Genomic DNA, 16,846 nt, shown 5'->3' with positions numbered 1-16,846 from the left:
ATCAGACGCCTTCCTGGCGCCGCAGCGCCGCGTGTGTCCCGGCGCGGCGCCCGAAGAACGAGCCCGCACCGAGACAGGTTCCACTCGAATAGCCGCCGGTGTCCTGTGCGATGTTCGACGCGCAGGCTCCGGCGGCGTACAGCCCCTCGATGGTCGACCCGTCGGCTCGGAGCACCGCGCCATCGACGGTGGTGCTGAGTCCGCCGAGGGTGAACCCGACGTAGGTGGCGATGCCGGGCGTCAAATCGAAAGCGGCCCAAGGTCCTTGGATCAACGGTGTGATCCAGTCCGGATGCTTGCCGAGCTCGGGGTCGTGCCCGTCGGCCGCCGCCACGTTGTAGTTGGCCAGGGTCTCCTGCAGTGCGCCGTCCGCGGTGTCGTCCCACTGCGGCGGGCTCGACACCAGTTGCGGCACTTCGGTTCCTATCGCCATGGATTCGCGAACCCGTCCGGGATCAGCGCGTCGAACATCGCCTTCATCTCGTCCGACAGTCGCATCAACTCGAAGCACGACCCGATCGCCCCGCCGTCGAGATACGCGAACTCCATCCCGACACCTGCGAACTCGCCCTGCGCCACCACCTCGATCCCCGTCGCCCGCGCCTCATTCAGCGCACCGTCATAGTCGGCCGGCACCCACGCCGCATGATGCAGGCCCGGCCCGATCCGATCGAGGTGCTCGCTGTACAAACTGACCCCACCCCGCGGCTCGATCAACTCGAGCTGCTGCCCGCCCGCATATCCGAGTCCCACCGTGATCGTGTAATCGGCTGGCGCGCCACGCAATTCGCACAGCTCCGGCCCGAAATGCACCTCCGGAATGGTGAACCACTTCGCCACCCCGTAGCGCTGAGTGAACTCCCGCTGCGCCGCCGCCATATCCCGAACAACCCAGCACAGCTGAAAGATCGGCCCCTCGGCGATCATCGGACATCCGCGTTCGTACGGATCGCGCGTCTCGTGCCGATCCCCGCCGTCGCCCGCTCGCTGCCCACTTCTTCAACTAAACACGCATGCTTAACCCAGTCAAGCCTTGGGTTTAGTACAGTCCACCTATGCTCATCGCCGATTCGCGCGCGTCCCTACTCGACGCGGGGGAGCGACTCATCGCCGAACGCGGAGTAGAGGTCCCGCTGCGCGAGATCGCCGCCGCCGCGGGCCACCGCAACAACTCCGCGGTGCACTACTACTTCGACTCCCGCCACGGCCTGATCGAAGCCATCGTCGACCGCCGGATGAACTGGCTCGAAGAACGCCGCATGCACCTGCTCGCCACCCACGAGGCCGACGGCACCGCCCACGACATCAACACCCTCGTCACCATGCTCGCCGCGCCGATCCTCGAACTCATCACCCAGGACGAGGTCACCCACTACGGCCGCTTCCTCGAGGTCGTGCGCGCGCACCCCGTCGTCGCCGACCCGCGCCGCCTCGCAGGCACCGACCGCGCCGCCGTCCGCATCCTCGCCACCCGCCTCGCCGCCGCCCTCCCGCAACTCTCCCCGCGCCGACGCCGCCGACGCCTCGAAACCATGGCCACCGTCATGTTCGCCCTCATCGCCGACTACGAACGCACCCTCGAAGCCGGCCTGCGCAAACCCCACCCCGACGACCCCGCCGAAATCACCGACATGATCGTCGCCATGCTCACCGTCCCCACCCGCGACACGAAACCCACCACCCGCCGCCGCTGAACCCGCGATCGGCCCACTGAGTCGCGCCAGTGGTCCGTTCGCTGCTGATCGTTGCGAGACCAAGGCCTGGTTCATGTCTCCGCGGCAGGCCACGGCCGATGTCGGTGGTGACGAATGTGAGCGAGCCTGCGCGAAAATTCTCGCCGCGGTTGCCGTATTTCGCAGTCGGCCCGAATCTCGGACGGTCCTAATGGGTTGCGCCGAGCCGCATTTGGATCTGCTCCTCGACGACCTCATAGCCCAACCGCTGGTAGATGCCGTTGCTCGTGGGATTCGACCGGTCGGTGAACAGCAGAACCTCGCGATGTCCCGCGTCCAACGCGACCTGCGACACGTGGTGCGTCACAGCGGCCGCGTAACCATGCCCGCGATGTTCCGGTGGGGTCGCCACCAAACCGACCCGCACGATCCCGGCAACGCTGCGCGAGAGCGACGCGACCGACACCGGCTGCCCGTCGACCTCCCACAACCAGAAGCCGTGGTAGGACAGCCGCTCACCGACCACATCGAACGATGCTGAGGTGTCCTCATCGGCGAACACCTTGGTGAAATCCTCTAGCACCTCCCGATCGGACTCCTGGGCAAGCCGCGCCTGCCCGGCCGTCGGGCGAGGCGCCACCAGGTCATTCAACCGGTAGAGAAGCTGGTGGTCGACGACCTCGGCTCCCCGTCGCGCCGCCGCCGCGAAGGCCCGCACGACATCGGCCGGCCCGTTGACGTAGTCGACTGCCCGACCGGCAGTGTTCAGTGCCGCGACCAACCCGGCAGCATCAGCGGCGGCCAGTCCGAACAAGCCCAGCGGGAACGGCCGGGTATGCAGGATCGCTCCGCCAACCCGGCCATCGCGCGACAACCAGCCGAACAGCGGCGGGTCCGGGTGCCCCGGCGCATTGCCTGCGGCAACGGTCGCGCTCACGGTCAACGCGACATTGTGTTCAGCGGGGCGGGACCGCAGAAACTCGCCGGCCGCCCCCAGATACTGCTCAACATCTTCGGTGAAGTTCCAGCCCATTGCGCCCATGCTGCCGACGCGGGACTCGCGGCGCATCCCAATTAATAGCGCGGTCGATGGGTCCACTACCAACCGCGTCACTGACGCACGCACGGTGGGTTGTCCGGAGTGGCAGCCGCGCTGGGATACGGTCGCGTAGTGGAACTCCTAGGCATTCATCACGTGGCGATCATCGCGTCCGACTATGTCCGATCCAAGCGGTTCTACGCGGAAACACTCGGGCTCGCTGTGATCGCCGAGCAGTATCGGGCCGAACGCCGCTCCTACAAGCTCGACCTCGCCATCCCCGGCGGCAGCCGCATCGAACTGTTCTCCTTCCCCGAACCGCCCGACCGCGCGAGCTGGCCCGAGGCGGCGGGCTTGCGGCACCTGGCGTTCGCGGTCCGCGATGTCGCCGCGACCCTCGACGAGCTCGCCGCCAAGGGTGTCCGCACCGAAGAACTGCGCGTCGACGACGTCACCGGAAAACGCATGGCGTTCTTCTTCGACCCCGACGACCTGCCCCTGGAACTCTACGAAGTCTGATTCATCCCGCGCGCCCGCCGCGCCAATTCCACTGTCGCCGCACGCAACTCATCGATCGCGCCGATCGGCTCCGCATAACCCACCCGGGTCCGCGCCACCCCGCGCGGCGTCACCACCCGCAAATCCAGCCCATACCGATCGGCGCGCTCACAACTCGCCTCGGTCGCATCCGGATACCCGCCCAACGCCTGCGCCATCGCCAGCAACGCCGGGGCATGATCGTCATTGAGGTGCACGATCGCACTCGCCGCGACCGGCACGATCGGATCCGGCGTCATCGCCGCATACTGTTCCGCGGTCGCCGAATCCATCCGCCCATACCCGCCGACCCAGCGCACCCGCCGAACCCGCAACACCCACACCGAGAAATCGCTGTAGTCGATATAGAACTTCGCCGCGGGCACCGCCGCCAGATGCGCTTCCCGCGCAGCCTCGGCCTCCGCACCCACCGGCCGCTCCACCACACCGGCCAATGTGATCCTCGTCCCCGCCAGCGGATCCGCAGGCGCGTCCGGCGCCACGATCGAGAGACTGGCCCGCTGATCGCCCGTCAGGTTACGACCGTGCTCGGCCATCTGGGACACACACAGCACCGGCTGCCCGTCCAGCAACCCGTACGTCACCAGCGACGCCCACGGCGTCCCGTCCTCGCTCAAACTGCCCAGCGTCGCGGTATTCGTCGCGGCGGCCACCGTTCTCGCCTCCTCGGCGGCCGACGGCCGCGCGGGATTCGCCACCGGCGCGGTCGGCTGCGGAATCGAAGGAGCGTCGCCCGGGTCACCGTGGTCAAGGGTCATGCCGTCCATCTTCTCCTGCCCCACCGACACGACGCCAACGGGGCGTCACCAGCCGGTCATGTCGAATCGGCATGCGTACTACGGCCAATGGATCGGATCGACCGCGCGGATCGCGCCCGAATAGAGCAGACTTGCCGAGTGACCCGATACGCATTCGACGCCGACCACAACGTACTGATCGCCATCTGGGCGACCGGACGCGGTGACCTGGCCCAAACGGTTGCCACCATGCCCCGGGCGGTAACCCAAGATCAGGCAACAAATCTGGCGTCGAACCTGACCACGCTGTCGCGGTTCCACTGGCGCACCTACACCCATCCCGCCAGCGCGGCCGGCGACCCCGACATCCCCAACAGCGAGGCCTGGCGCCGCGCCGAAGAACGCCGCAACTTCAAAGAGGTCGAGGCCGGCATCCGCAGCCCCAACCTGCCCTCCGAGGAAGGACTCGTCGTCTCCTACAGCGGCGTCGTCGAATCCGCACACCGCGTCGGCCGCACCCTCTACGACATCGACGACCTCGCCCTGCGCGACACCATCGCCGCCGAAGTCAGCAACGAACAAGCCGCCATCGAATCCGCCGAACGCGGCGACCTGTCCGGCCGCGCCCGCCAAGCCGTCGAACTCTCCCGCCCCGACGTCTCCCCGGCCCAGGTCCAAGCCGCCGACGACCTCTTACGCGCCGACCCGCTCGGCTCCATCGAACTGTTCACCGAACTCGACCCCGCCTCCGCCTCCGTCGCCGCCGCCCACTGGCTGCTCGCCGCCGCCGAGGTCGCAGGGGAAATGGCCGGCGTGCCCTGCACCGACGTCGTCGTGGAAGCCGACGACATCGAAGCACTCCAGGTCGAAACCCCCACCCTCGTACTGGAACGCCTCGACGCCGGGGAGAGCCCCACCGAAGTGGTCGTCGACCTCATCGCCGAAGCCATGGCCGTGCACGAAGGCCGCGTCCCCGCCCCCTGGGCCGTCGTCGGCCGCGTCGCCGAAATCGAAGAGCAGGCCCGCAAATTCGAGGTCGACGCCGACACCCGCGAGGCCATGCTCGCCGGCTTCCGCATCAGCCGCCTCGACCCCTCCCGCCCCGCCCTCGACCTCCTCGAAGACCTCCTCGACGGCATCCGCGGCTGCCTCCTCCTCTACGCAGCCCACACCGACGACCCCGACGTAGAAACCCTCTTCACCGCCGACGTCCGCCTAGAAGCCGACGCCGACCCCGAACACCTCCTCTGAACCACCGGACCACTCGCAACAGGCCGGGCCTCGACTCCGACGCCCGGCCTGCCCCTGGAACCTGCCGTATTCCGACGGACTGCGGCCCGTCGGCGCCTACCCGCTACGCCCACTTGACGTACGAAGCGTGCTCTTGACGTAGGTTGCTGCATCAGTCAAGAGCACCTTTCGTACGTCAAGTGTTGCTAGACGTGCGTGGTGATGCGTAAGCGTGGGCGGAAATATTGTGGATGTGGGTTAGGGGGTGGGGGTTGTGCTCAGCCAGGTCAGGAGTCTCTCGTAGACGGCGTGGTGGTTGAGGAGGGTGAAGTGGTTGGCGGCGGGGACGTGCAGGCCGTTGGAGTCGTCGAAGCCTATGCGGCGGGCTCGGTTTCGGCCTGCGGCGCTGGGGGTGAGGACTAGGCCGTCGCCGATGATTCGGCCCAGGGGGTGGCGGGGGCTGCGGGTGATGGAGGCGGTGACGAAGTAGTGGGCGGCGCCGTCGAGGAGGGGGACCTCGCGAATGGCTCTGCGGGTCAACGCGTCTGTGTCGGCGCCGTGCCAGTCCTCGTCCACCAGGGAGCCCTGTCGCAGGTCGCGGATTCCCGCGCTGCGGCGGCGGAGCAGGCGACCGAACGGGCGGGTCTCGGGCACACGGACCAGCGCGGCGGACGCGTAGTGCACGAGTTGCTCCAGCGGCGCGCCCAGATGTGGCGAACCGAGACAGACGAGGTGACGAACCTTGCGCACCCAGGCCGCCCCGGACTCGCCGGCATCGAAACACGCACCACGAGCGATCAATCCGCCCATCGAATGCCCGACCAGGGACAGCTGCTCGATCTCGACCGGCCAATGCTCGACGAGCCGTTCCAGCAACGCACTCAACTGACGAGCATTCTCCGAGATGTGCAGACCGCTGTTGTAGCGGATCTGCACGGTGCTGTATCCGAGATCCTGCTCGATCCCCTCGGCATACGACGTTCGCCCGCCCAACCGCCACGCGTGCTCGGTCTCCACCAACCCGTGCAGAAACACCACCACCCGCGAATTCGGCTGCGCGACATAGTTCCCGATCTGCTCGGGCGCCACCGGATCCCCGTCCACCCGCAACGTCATCGGCCCGGCGAGGATGGGTCGCGCGTCCTCGAGGCTGTCACCGATCAGCCCCTGCAGCGCGCCGAGAAAGCCCGCCCCGAATACCGTCCGCGACGGCACCGCGCCACCCGGCAGATCCGCAGTCTTCTCCGCCAATCGACCCGCCGCGACGGCCGTCCCGCTCACGATCCGATACACACTGTCGGCAATCGCGTCATGCACCACCTCGACAGGCACCGCCGCCGGACCGACCCCGAACCGCACCGCCGCGAACACCCGCCCGGCGATCGCCCGATGCACCGACGCGATCCCGCCCACCGCCCCGCCGAGCTCGTCGCCCGCCAACCGGGCGAGGGCCCGGACCTCGGCCTGCCGCTGGTGCGTCTGTTCGGTCATCATTTCAGTGTACAAGCGTGCACTGAAATCTTCCTGCCGACGAAACCTGTAATTGCCCGCGGCAGCCCGCGGCAATCTCCGCCGGTGACTGCTGATTTCTGTCGGTGACCGCTGATTCCGCTTGGCGGCCAAGGCTGGATCATCTCTTCTTGCCCGGAGTCGGCACACCGAACCGGCACCGACACGTCAGGAGGTCTGCGGCACCCGCGTCACGCCCACCGCGGACTCGGTGAGACTGCCCAGATACAAGACACCGTCCTGCTCCACGACACCGGTGACCATCGCGAGATTCGTGCCCTCGGTCTGCAAGTCGTGCACGACATTGCCATCGAAGTCGACCGCCATCACCCAGATCGTCCTCGGCGGCTTCGGCTGCACCCACTCCGGCAGCATCCACACGAAGCGCCGCAAAATCCCGGGCAGCGGAAGTAACCGGTCCAGCAACGGATTTCGTGCCGTCGGCAACGCGATCCAGACCAGCCCGTCACTGCCGAGGCCCATATTGTCCGGGAACCCAGGAAGGTTCTCGATCAGACGATCACGCGTGCCCGCCTTCGGCCCGGTCAGCCAGTAGCGCGAAACCCGGTACCCACCTGTCTCCGCCACGACCACGCACGAACGGTCGGGAGCGAGCACCACTCCGTTGGCGAATGCCAGGTCATCGAGCAGCGTCTCGACCTCGCCGGACGGGTCGCGACGGAACAGCCGACCCGTCCCGGAATGCTCGAGGAGGTCGCCCACGTACTCGGCCAAGGAATAGCGACTCGTCGAGGACGAAAAGTAGATGGTGCCATCATCGTCACGAACGACGTTGCTGGCGAAGGGAAGCCGCTCGCCATCGACCTCGTCGACGAGTACCTCCAGCGCACCGTCCGGACTCAACTGCAACAGCCCACGCTCCGAATCGCAGATCAAGACGGTGCCGTCGGGATCGGCATGCAAGCCGAGCGGCCGCCCACCGGTATTCACGAGCTGACGCACGTCACCGGTGGACGGATCGATACTGAGGACCGAACCATCGGCGATCCCGGTAATCAGTCGTCCATCGGGGCCGAGCACCACATCCTCGGGCCCAGTACCCGGCAGCCCGAGTCGAGTGAGCCCGGGAAGCGGTGGCGTGCTACGACTTCGGCGCGCTCGCGGGGGAGCGGGCGGCGGTGTCCAGCGTTGCGGATTCATGGTCGTGGTGGGCACGACTCAGGGTAACGCCGAGGTCATGATCTTCCCGACGGAATGGTAGGGCAGGGGAGAGGTCGCGCCACGCGCGGTCGAGGATTGAACAACCGGGGCGCGGATCGAGCGAGGGTACGGGAGTCCTAAGCCGATCTGACACGCACGACTGGTTTGCAGATCCTGGTCAGGGCCGCTGGTCGACCTCAATCAGGAATTCACATGGTGATACGTAGATATGCGCATCTACCTATGTGGTCCTACCCAACCGGAATCTTCCGTCGGCCGACACTCCTGAGTAAAGACCGCATAGAACCCAGGGGGCGCTCGCTGGAAATTTCGCGGCGTAGCTCGACGACCAGGGGAGGCGTCGTATGGGCGCCGGTAAGGGACGAGCAGGAGGAGGAGTGTGGTGTGCCTGCGGATCTGCCAGGCCGCCCCTGGTGAGTTACTCGCCGTGGCGCCTGGTCGGCGAGGACCGGCGAAAGTATCAGGCGTGCAGTATTTCCGGTTACCCCGGCGACAGCGCAGACATGGATGATCATGGATGGCGAGGGCGCCCAGCCAGTGCTCCCGCGCCCTTCGCCCGGGCGTGCCTAAGCTGTATACCCGGTGTACTGGGCGTGCAGCTCACAACCGGTGTACACCGCAACGCCACGCTGGCAGTCGAATCTGCACCCGCTCTCGGGATCTGCACTGGCTATAAGGCCCTATTTCGAGTGCAGATCCCGAGTCCGGGTGCAGATTATCGGCGCTACCTTCTCGGCTTGAATCCGCGATCGACCCGGCGTAGCGCTGGGCATGCCTGCGGGCGCTGCCGAGATTGCGCGTCCGGCTTGCTTGATGTGCCCGCACAGATCTGCCGCACATCGCTGAGCAGGCGCGACGTCTGACACGGGCCGAACCTCTTACGGCTGATGTGTGATCGAGTACCACAGCACCGCGAGCGTGCCGAGCACGAACAGCGGTGACAGGATCCAGGTTTCGAGCTTGTTCCCGGTGCGGTCGATGATCGGCACCCTGGTGCGGAGCTTGAACGGCCAGAACAGCCGGCAGCCGCGGTCGGTGAGGCAGTCGCCGACCAAGTGGACCAAGGCGCCGAGGCCGACGGAGAACGGCAGCCACACGGGCTTGTCGGAGATCCAGTGGTCCATGGCGAAGGTTCCGGCGAGCGCGAGGACCACGATGGTTCCCCACGCCTCGATCCCGTCGCCCGGCGGGCACAGGTGCAGCGCCCGCACAGCCAACGCCAGCAGGAAGAAGACGAGCGCGAGGGTGAACCAGCGCCCGATCCAATGCTCGCCCGCCCACGTGCCGTAGGAGACGGCGGCGACGAAGGCGAAGGAATGGGTGGCGTGCCGGTGCCCGCCGGAGATCCACGAGATCAGCTTGCAGAAGTAGTAGGAAACGGGACCGAGCACATGCGCGATCGTTCCTTCCGGGTGGTCGGCGTCTGGCAACAGCGCCGCACCCGCCGTCAGAAATGTTCCGAGGAGCAGATCGACGGGGCCGAGATGTCCTGAGACACCTTGGATTGTCGGGTAGGTCAAGATCGCGACGGGCAGCGCCGCTGCTGCCCCCGACCAGGCCAAAGCGCCACTGGTCGCATGTGAATGTCCAAGCACCGGTTGAAGGTTAGTTCACCTCAGCATCGTTCAGCGAATGCCGGTTCAGTGATCTTGTGCGACGGCTGAATTGGGGGATGGGTAATCCTTGGCGATCGAGAGTGGCTGTGCCACACGGCGATGCTGATGGGGTAGGGGAGTGGCCGAGTGGATAATACTGGGCGAGTTGGTATCTGATAGGAGAGCCCGAGCCGGGACGTTAGGTACGAGCTGCGAGTCACTACAGTTACCCCGTCGGATCTACCGACAGTGAAAACAAAACATTGCGGTACCTAGATGTGCGTATATATGCATATAAACGCTATTAATCGGTCACCACATCCATAAAGTCCCTGTACAACAAAGACAGCATAGGGGAGAGGGCTCAGCGAACCGGCCGGAGGAACACCCTCGACAACAGGCTGCCCGAACGCCGCGAAGTGACCACCATGCCGGGCTCACTTCAGTACCGAATATCAGCGAATCGCCGTGCCGCCCAACGCTGGAACGGCCGCTGTATCTCTTGGGGAATACTGGGCCCTCGATCGGTACACCGACCGCCCACCGCCCCGTACGCGCACAGCTCGCGCACGTACGCCAACGGCACGCCCTGCGACGAGTCCTCGACGGTCTCTCGCTCCGGCGATCGGGTCATCCGCAGCCGCGCCCGTAAGCCGTCGAGTTCCTACTCAGGCACCGGAATACAGTGCAACGTCACGGCCGCGCGTGCGGGTTGACGATCCGATCGAGCGCATGCAGGTCGGATTCGAGGGTGTAGAAGACCCGCAGCGTACCGACGAACAAGAACAGCCCGCAGACGCAGAGCGCAACGATCGACGCGATCACCGTCTGCTGCTGCACCGGATCGAGGAACGCCACTCCGGCGGCGACCCCGAACAACGGTACGGAGGCGGCGATGCCGAGATAGATCCGGCTGCGCCGCGAGAGCCGGCGCAGCTGTGCGGACTCGTCGGGCGCGCGGAGTCCGGCGGCCACCAATCCGGGGTAGTACCAACGCAGTACGAAGAACGTCACCGGGAAGTAGGTGTACACCACGGCTACCGCGGCCGCGACCAGGTGCGAGGAGATCAGGTTGAACAGCAGCCCCGCGGAGAGGTCCGCGATGGCGTGCAGCTTGAACAGGAACGCCACCAACGCGAGCAGCCATCCGGTGAACGCGACAGCGGCGATCCGGTCACTACAGGCAAGAGTGTCCGCACGCGCCTTGGCCAGGGTCTGCTCGTCGTACTGCTTGCCTTGCCGTAACCCGTGCGGCACCAGAAACACCAGCCGACACCAGTACAGCAGGATCGCGATCCCCACCGGATAGCCGATGGCCGCGGCGATCAACCCGAGCTTGGTCACCTGCGCCTGACCATCGGCCCCGAGTTCGAGGTCGAGCAGTTTCGTGTTGTGCCCCGCCAGGTAGAGCCCGCCGAGTATCTGCCCGAGCGCGCTGGACAACGTCACCACCGGCATCGGTCGCATCCGCAGCCTGCCGCGCAGACTGCGTCGCGGTGGGTCGACGAGATCGCGTGCGGTCCGGTCCAGGGTGAGCTCGAGGTGCTGGGCGAGGTCCGAACCGGTGGCGTAGCGATCGTCGCGGTCGGGGGACAGGCAGGTGAGCAGCGCGTGCCGGAGGATCTGCGGGCAGTCCGCCGGTGTGCCTGCTTGGAGGCGTTCGTCGATCGGCTTGCGGCGCAGTTCGATCATTCTGGTGAGCGAGGTGTCGGATTCGCCGATGCCGAGTTCGTCGGTGAAGGGGAGCCGGCCGGTGAGTAGTTCCCACAGGACGACCGCGAGGGCGTAGATATCGCTGCGGGTATCGAGGTCGGCGGCGGTGGTGGCCATGTTGGGATGACAGGCTTCGAGCTGCTCGGGCGACATGTACGCCAGCGACCCGCCGAAGTAGGCGACCGGGCTCGCTCCCGGAATGTGGGTGCTGAAGCTGATATTGAAGTCGGCGAGCTTGGGGTGACCGTCGGCGGTGAGCAGCACGTTGGCCGGTTTGATGTCGCGGTGCAGCACGCCGGCCCGGTTGGCGTAGTCCAGCGCGGTAGCGAGGCGGCTGCCGAGCCAGGCCACCGCTTCGGGCCAACTCAGTCGTGCCAGCTCGGCTCGGGTAGCGGACGGTTGGGGTGTCAGCACACCACCGGACGTCACTGCCGCATCGACGGCGTCCAGCAGCAGTTGCCCGGTGCGTCGCGCGACCGGCGTGGTGCGGACCAGGCGGAGCACGCCGAGCAGCGTGCCACCGGGCACATACTGCATGTACATCAGCTTGAGGTGTTGTTCCTCGATCTGCCGTTGATCGAAGACGCGCACGATGTGTTCGTGATCGAGCTGCGCGAGCGTCTGCGGTTCGCTGCCGCGGTCGCGCGAAATCTTCACCGCCACAAGCCGTTGCATCGAGCGCTGCCGGGCGAGGAACACGCGCGCGAACGCGCCCTGGCCGAGCGCGATCAGCAGATCGAAGTCGTCGATGGTGGCACCGGGTGCGATGGTGTCGAGTGCGTTGATCGCGGTCGGATCCGAGAGCAGGGTGGTGCGGAAGTTCTCGGCGGCCATGATGTCGGTGTCGAGCTGGGTGGCGAGCTGTGCCATCTGCGCGGCGAAGTCCTGCTCGTATTCGCTGAGGTCGAGCGCGGGGTCGCCGCCGCGGCTGCGGGCGGTGATCTCCTCGTAGATGAGGTCCGGCGGCAGTGGTGCGGCGTCGAGTTCGGGGAACTGGGCCCGATAGTCGGCGAGACGTTTGCCGTGGTGGGTCTGCTGCCAGCGGTGCTGCAGGTCCACCTTGATCAGCTCGATCAGTGCCGAGCGTCGCAGCCCGTCATCGGCGGGCAGATGCGCCGCCAGGTCCGGTGGAGCGTCCGCGTCCTCCCATGCACTGTCGAATCCAACAACCAGTCGCGTCAACGCAGTCTGCGTCGCCGCCACCCGGTCCATCTCCATGTGGCCCACCCGATCAAAAAATGGCTTCCCGAGCCCCCTCCCGAGAATAAACGATCATCACGGCCGTAGCCGCCGAATTACCTGCTACCGCTGGTCCTGCGGTCGGTCAGCTGCGCGGGCCACCACCGGAACGATGTGCAACAAAGTGTTGCGCGTCGAGGGCTCCTCGGCTAACGTCATGCGCAACAAGTTGTTGCGAGTCAGAGGAGTAAGCATGGAACACGGCCAGATCGAACGCACGATGTACGTCGAAGCCACCCCCGAGGTGGTCTACGAGGTGATCAGCAGCCCCACGCATCTGAAGGAGTGGTGGCCCGACGATATCGACCTGGACCCCGTCCCCGGCGCGTCCGGCACGCTCACCTTCGGAACAGGGGAGGACCGCGACATTGCCTCGATCACCGTGATCGATGCCGAACCACACCGGCTGTTCTCCTTCCGCTGGACGCACCCGGCCGACGAACCGGCGGCCGTCGGCAACTCGCTGCTCGTCACCTTCGAACTCGCCCCCTCCGGCGACGGCACCACGGTCCGGATGACCGAGACCGGTTTCCGCGAAATGGGCTGGGAGATCGCCGTTCTGGAGCAACAGTACAACGACCACGTCTCCGGCTGGGACGCCTATCTGCCCCGCCTGGGCAAGTACGTCGCCCGGCTGGTCGCAAGTCGATGAACAGCGCCGTCGACGACGACCTGTGGTCCGCCATCGGCGACCCCACCCGGCGACGCATGCTCGACCTGCTCCTGGCCGACGGTGAGGGCACCGCAACCAGCCTCAGCGAACGACTACCCGTCACCCGGCAGGCCGTCGCACGACACCTCGGCGTCCTCGACCGGGTCGGACTGGTGCACGGATCACCCGAGGGCCGCGAGCGGCGCTACCGGGTCGACGACGCCCAACTCGCCCGTGCCGTAGCGCAACTCAACGCGGTCGGCTCCACCTGGGACGCCAGGCTCCAGCGCATCAAGCGGATCGCCGAAGCCATCCAACGCAGCAAACAACAGTAGAGAGAGAATCGACAATGGTAGACATCCTGCACCGGGTCGGCGTCAAGTCGCCGTCCACCGACGACGTGTACGCGGCATTGACCTCGGTCGACAAACTGGCCAGCTGGTGGACCAACGAGACCAAGGGTGCCGCGGACGCCGGGGGAGTCCTCGAGTTCCGTTTCCCCGCAGGCGGATTCGACATGAAGGTGGTCGACCTGCAGCCAGGCAAGCGGGTGCTGTGGGAGGTGATCGGTGGCCCCGACGAATGGGTCGGCACCGAAATCGTCTGGGACCTTAAGCGTGAGGACGACTACACGGTCATCCTGTTCAAGCATCAAGGCTGGCGCGAGCCCGTCGAGTTCATGCACCACTGCAGCACCAAGTGGGCGACCTACCTGATGAGCTTGAAGGAGCTGGTCGAAACCGGAACGGGCGCACCGAGTCCGCACGATGTCCGGATCGACAACTGGGGATAGGACGTCGGGGTCGAGCGCGCGCACGCTCGACCCCGATCACCTAGCGCAGCGCCACGATCACCTAGCGCAGCGACCGGAAGCCCGCGCGAACCTCGTCGACAAAGAGCTGCGGCTGCTCCCACGCCGCGAAGTGCCCGCCCTTGTCGAGCCGGTTGTAGTGGATGAGCTTGGGATACGCCTCCTGCGTCCAACTCTGCGGAGCCTGGTACAGCTCGTCGGGGAAGACGCTCACGGCTACCGGGATGCTCACACCCTTGACGGTGAGGAACGGGAGCTTGTTCTCCGCGTACAGGCGAGCCGAGGAGATCGCGGTATTCGTCAGCCAGTAGAGGGTGATGTTGTCGAGGAGATCGTCGCGGGTCAGCCCCTCGGTCTGCCCGGCAAACACCCGGGCGATCAGCGCCAGACTGGCCACGTCGTGATCGATCATGAACGAGGCCAAGCCAACCGGCGAATCCACCAACCCGGTCAGCGTCTGCGGGCGCGACGCCATGATCTGCGCGTAGGCGATGTGCTGATAGAAGAAAGCCAGCTGCTCGCATGCCCGTGTTTCGTCATCGGAGAGCCCGGACGGGATCGGATTCCCGATCTGGAGCGCCCGATCGATCTCGGGCGGCACCGCGGCAGGCATGTTCGTGTGGATACCGATCAACTCCGGCGGCGCCGCCACCGCCATCAGGTCCGTGATGATCGCACCCCAGTCGCCACCCTGCGCCACGAACTGCGCGTACCCGAGCCGCTTCATCAACTCCACCCAGGCCCGGCCGATCCGCTCCGGACCCCATCCGGTCGTCGTCGGCTTACCCGAGAACCCGTAACCGGGGATCGACGGAATCACCAGATGGAAAGCGTCCGTTGCCGAGCCGCCGTGTGCGGTGGGATCGGTCAGCGGTCCGACGATCTTCAGCTGCTCGATGATCGAACCGGGCCAGCCATGCGTGACGATCAAGGGGAGCGCGTCATCATGCTGGGACCGGACGTGAATGAAGTGAATGTCCAAGCCGTCGATCTCGGTGATGAACTGCGGCAGCGCATTCAGTCTCGCCTCACACTGGCGCCAGTCGTACGTCGACCCCCAGTACCGGGCCAGCTCCTGACTGGTCGCGAGGGGAGTACCTTGCGACTGATCGGCGACGGTCTCCTGCTCCGGCCACCGCGTGGCCGCGATCCGCGCACGCAATGCCTGGAGTTCGGTCTCGGGAGTCTCGAAGGTGAACGGCCGAATCGCTCCGGATATGACAGACATGTGGATTCCCTTGCTGTGCTGAGTGACAGCCGAGCAGGGTCCGAACCCGTCCACCGCGAAAGACGGCACCCATTGGCATCTTTCATGAGGGGCATCACGACGAAGCCCGCTCAGACTTTTGCTGGTAGGCCCTGGCCGAGACGCCTACAGCAATGAGGTTCCGCCGCCCCGGCAGGCACGTCAACCCTCGCCGCGAATACCTCGACTGGAGCATGGGCCTACGGTGAGTGGATGGACGCCACGCTTGATCTGCGCACCGAGATCCGAGAGTTTCTGCGGTCGCGTCGCGCCCGTATCGCGCCCGAGATGGCCGGCCTGCCCGCCTACGGTGGCAATCGCCGGGTCAAGGGCCTGCGTCGAGAGGAGGTAGCGCTACTCGCCGGGGTATCGGTCGAGTATTACGTGCGCATCGAGCGTGGTGGTCTGGCCGGCACCTCGGACGGCGTGCTCGACGCGCTGGCCACGGCCTTACAGCTCACCGAAGCGGAGCGCGCTCACCTGTTCCATCTCGCCCGCCGATCCGGGGCACCCGGCGGTCGGCGGCACCGCAAACCTCCCGCGACGGTGCGTCCGGTGCTTCAGCAGGTGCTCGATGCCATAACCGGTGCACCGGCGTGGATCAGCAATAGGAGACTCGACGTGCTCGCCATGAACCAACTCGGTCGCGCGCTGTATGCACCGATGCTGACCGACCCGCGACAGCCCGCCAACACAGCGCGATTCGTGTACTTGCATCCCCGCGAGGCCGAAACGTTCTTTGTCGACTACGACCGGACGACCCGAAACGCGGCCGCTATCTTGCGTATGGAAATGGGCCGCAATCCCCACGACGAGGAGCTCATCGCCTTAGTGGACGAATTATCAACGGGCAGTGAGCTGTTCCGGCAACAGTGGGCATCTCAGGACGTGCGGGTGCACGGACACGGAAGCAAGCGGGTGAACCACCCGGCGGTGGGCATGCTCGACTTGAATTTCGAGTCCATGGATCTACCCACCGACCCTGGCCTGCAGTTGAATGTCTATACCGTGCCTGCGGGAGGGCAGACCGCTGACAACCTGGCCTTGTTGGCGTCGTGGGCCGCCCAGGAGACGCTGGCGACCGAGTCGGCACAGGGGCTCTGACGGCACCCGGGTCACAAGGGACTAGGCCTGGCGAAGCTGTTCAATGGGGGCAGCCACCTCGTTGCGCCTCGCGAACCGGTCCAGGTAGGCGACGGCCGCAAGCAGTCGAGGTGGGTCGTCACCGAACGCACCGAGCCCAGCGTTGCACCGCGGGCACAGGAGTCCACGAACGGCGCCGGAGCGGTGATCGTGGTCGACGGCGAGGGTTCGGTCATGTGGGGAGTATGCCCGAACCCGCTGACAAGTCGTTTACTTTACATAGTGTTGATTATCGGCGTAGAAACTGGCGTGGATAATCAGGGCTGCGCCGTTCGATGTTGTTGGTGTGTGCGGTGTTTCGTGCGTGTGCGCCACGACGCCTCCGGATGCTCTCTGGCATGGCCGGTGGATGTCGGCGTTGTGCGGGTTGGATTGTTGTTGAGCTCCCCTTGGCCGGATTTACTGCTGGTGTAAATATTCCGGTTCGTGGGCGATTTGGTCGGAAAGTATTGGGATGGTTCGGGATTGGGTTTTGTGGGGTTCTCCCCTAGGTCCACTGCCCTACCTTCAAAACGTCAC

15 protein-coding genes and 2 pseudogenes are annotated in these 16,846 nt (G+C 66.0%); 7 read left to right on the top strand and 10 right to left on the bottom strand.

Annotated elements, in window-relative coordinates; translation table 11 throughout:
• Window position 1: 1 nt before the first annotated feature.
• A pseudogene (locus ACFWF1_RS42790) lies at window positions 2-367 on the bottom strand (FAD-binding protein); the annotation flags it as partial.
• A 56-nt stretch (window positions 368-423) separates the two neighbouring features.
• A complete protein-coding gene (locus tag ACFWF1_RS42785; RefSeq protein ID WP_379291301.1) occupies window positions 424-927 on the bottom strand; it encodes a VOC family protein in 504 nt (167 codons plus the stop codon).
• Window positions 928-1,055: 128 nt separating this feature from the next.
• On the opposite strand from ACFWF1_RS42785, the gene ACFWF1_RS42780 reads away from it, so the two are divergent.
• Window positions 1,056-1,694 (top strand): TetR/AcrR family transcriptional regulator, encoded by a 639-nt coding sequence (locus ACFWF1_RS42780; protein ID WP_379291302.1) that lies wholly within the window; start codon window positions 1,056-1,058, stop codon window positions 1,692-1,694.
• A 187-nt stretch (window positions 1,695-1,881) separates the two neighbouring features.
• On the opposite strand, the gene ACFWF1_RS42775 is transcribed toward ACFWF1_RS42780, so the two are convergent.
• Window positions 1,882-2,742: a GNAT family N-acetyltransferase gene (locus ACFWF1_RS42775; RefSeq protein WP_379291304.1), complete on the bottom strand. Its 861-nt coding sequence runs from the start codon at window positions 2,740-2,742 to the stop codon at window positions 1,882-1,884.
• 102 nt (window positions 2,743-2,844) lie between these two features.
• Here ACFWF1_RS42775 and ACFWF1_RS42770 point away from each other — a divergent pair, with 102 nt between their 5' ends.
• Entirely contained in the window at window positions 2,845-3,231 is a 387-nt protein-coding gene (locus ACFWF1_RS42770; RefSeq protein WP_379291305.1) for a VOC family protein, read from the top strand.
• Here ACFWF1_RS42770 and ACFWF1_RS42765 read toward each other — a convergent pair.
• Window positions 3,219-4,028, bottom strand: coding sequence for a HugZ family protein (locus ACFWF1_RS42765; protein WP_379291307.1), 810 nt, complete (start codon window positions 4,026-4,028; stop codon window positions 3,219-3,221). The two genes, ACFWF1_RS42770 and ACFWF1_RS42765, sit on opposite strands and share 13 nt — an antisense overlap.
• Window positions 4,029-4,166: 138 nt before the next feature.
• Here ACFWF1_RS42765 and ACFWF1_RS42760 point away from each other — a divergent pair, with 138 nt between their 5' ends.
• Window positions 4,167-5,258 carry a hypothetical protein gene (locus tag ACFWF1_RS42760; RefSeq protein ID WP_379291308.1) on the top strand — a complete coding sequence of 364 codons (1,092 nt, stop codon included), beginning with the start codon at window positions 4,167-4,169 and terminating at the stop codon, window positions 5,256-5,258.
• 237 nt (window positions 5,259-5,495) lie between these two features.
• On the opposite strand, the gene ACFWF1_RS42755 is transcribed toward ACFWF1_RS42760, so the two are convergent.
• The 4 genes from ACFWF1_RS42755 to ACFWF1_RS42740 form a co-directional block, all read right to left on the bottom strand.
• Window positions 5,496-6,728: a lipase family alpha/beta hydrolase gene (locus ACFWF1_RS42755; protein ID WP_379291310.1), complete on the bottom strand. Its 1,233-nt coding sequence runs from the start codon at window positions 6,726-6,728 to the stop codon at window positions 5,496-5,498.
• A 186-nt stretch (window positions 6,729-6,914) separates the two neighbouring features.
• Window positions 6,915-7,922, bottom strand: a complete 1,008-nt coding sequence (locus ACFWF1_RS42750) for an SMP-30/gluconolactonase/LRE family protein (RefSeq protein WP_379291312.1) — start codon at window positions 7,920-7,922, stop codon at window positions 6,915-6,917.
• 884 nt (window positions 7,923-8,806) lie between these two features.
• Window positions 8,807-9,523, bottom strand: coding sequence for a metal-dependent hydrolase (locus ACFWF1_RS42745; protein WP_379291314.1), 717 nt, complete (start codon window positions 9,521-9,523; stop codon window positions 8,807-8,809).
• A gap of 693 nt (window positions 9,524-10,216) precedes the next feature.
• Window positions 10,217-12,454: a serine/threonine-protein kinase gene (locus ACFWF1_RS42740; RefSeq protein ID WP_379291316.1), complete on the bottom strand. Its 2,238-nt coding sequence runs from the start codon at window positions 12,452-12,454 to the stop codon at window positions 10,217-10,219.
• Window positions 12,455-12,668: 214 nt separating this feature from the next.
• Between ACFWF1_RS42740 and ACFWF1_RS42735 the strand changes: the two genes are divergently transcribed.
• From ACFWF1_RS42735 to ACFWF1_RS42725, 3 genes are read left to right on the top strand one after another with little or no spacing between them, the layout of a single operon-like run.
• Entirely contained in the window at window positions 12,669-13,127 is a 459-nt protein-coding gene (locus ACFWF1_RS42735) for an SRPBCC domain-containing protein (RefSeq protein WP_379291318.1), read from the top strand.
• Window positions 13,124-13,462 (top strand): ArsR/SmtB family transcription factor, encoded by a 339-nt coding sequence (locus ACFWF1_RS42730; RefSeq protein WP_379291320.1) that lies wholly within the window; start codon window positions 13,124-13,126, stop codon window positions 13,460-13,462. Before ACFWF1_RS42735 ends, ACFWF1_RS42730 begins: the two co-directional genes overlap by 4 nt.
• 14 nt (window positions 13,463-13,476) lie before the next feature.
• Complete coding sequence (locus tag ACFWF1_RS42725) at window positions 13,477-13,920, top strand: SRPBCC domain-containing protein (RefSeq protein ID WP_379291321.1); 444 nt, start codon at window positions 13,477-13,479, stop codon at window positions 13,918-13,920.
• Between the two features lie 61 nt (window positions 13,921-13,981).
• Here ACFWF1_RS42725 and ACFWF1_RS42720 read toward each other — a convergent pair whose 3' ends face one another.
• Complete coding sequence (locus tag ACFWF1_RS42720) at window positions 13,982-15,166, bottom strand: epoxide hydrolase family protein (RefSeq protein WP_379291322.1); 1,185 nt, start codon at window positions 15,164-15,166, stop codon at window positions 13,982-13,984.
• A 231-nt stretch (window positions 15,167-15,397) separates the two neighbouring features.
• On the opposite strand from ACFWF1_RS42720, the gene ACFWF1_RS42715 reads away from it, so the two are divergent.
• Window positions 15,398-16,288, top strand: coding sequence for a helix-turn-helix domain-containing protein (locus tag ACFWF1_RS42715; RefSeq protein WP_379291323.1), 891 nt, complete (start codon window positions 15,398-15,400; stop codon window positions 16,286-16,288).
• A 21-nt stretch (window positions 16,289-16,309) separates the two neighbouring features.
• On the opposite strand, the pseudogene ACFWF1_RS42710 reads toward ACFWF1_RS42715, so the two are convergent.
• Window positions 16,310-16,519, bottom strand: a pseudogene (locus tag ACFWF1_RS42710) (endonuclease domain-containing protein); the annotation flags it as partial.
• Window positions 16,520-16,846: the final 327 nt, after the last annotated feature.

The organism is Nocardia sp. NPDC060255 (genome assembly GCF_042727395.1).
GTDB lineage: Bacteria > Actinomycetota > Actinomycetes > Mycobacteriales > Mycobacteriaceae > Nocardia.
Note: the sequence above shows the minus strand (reverse complement) of the source record. Positions and strands in the feature narration are given on the sequence as shown.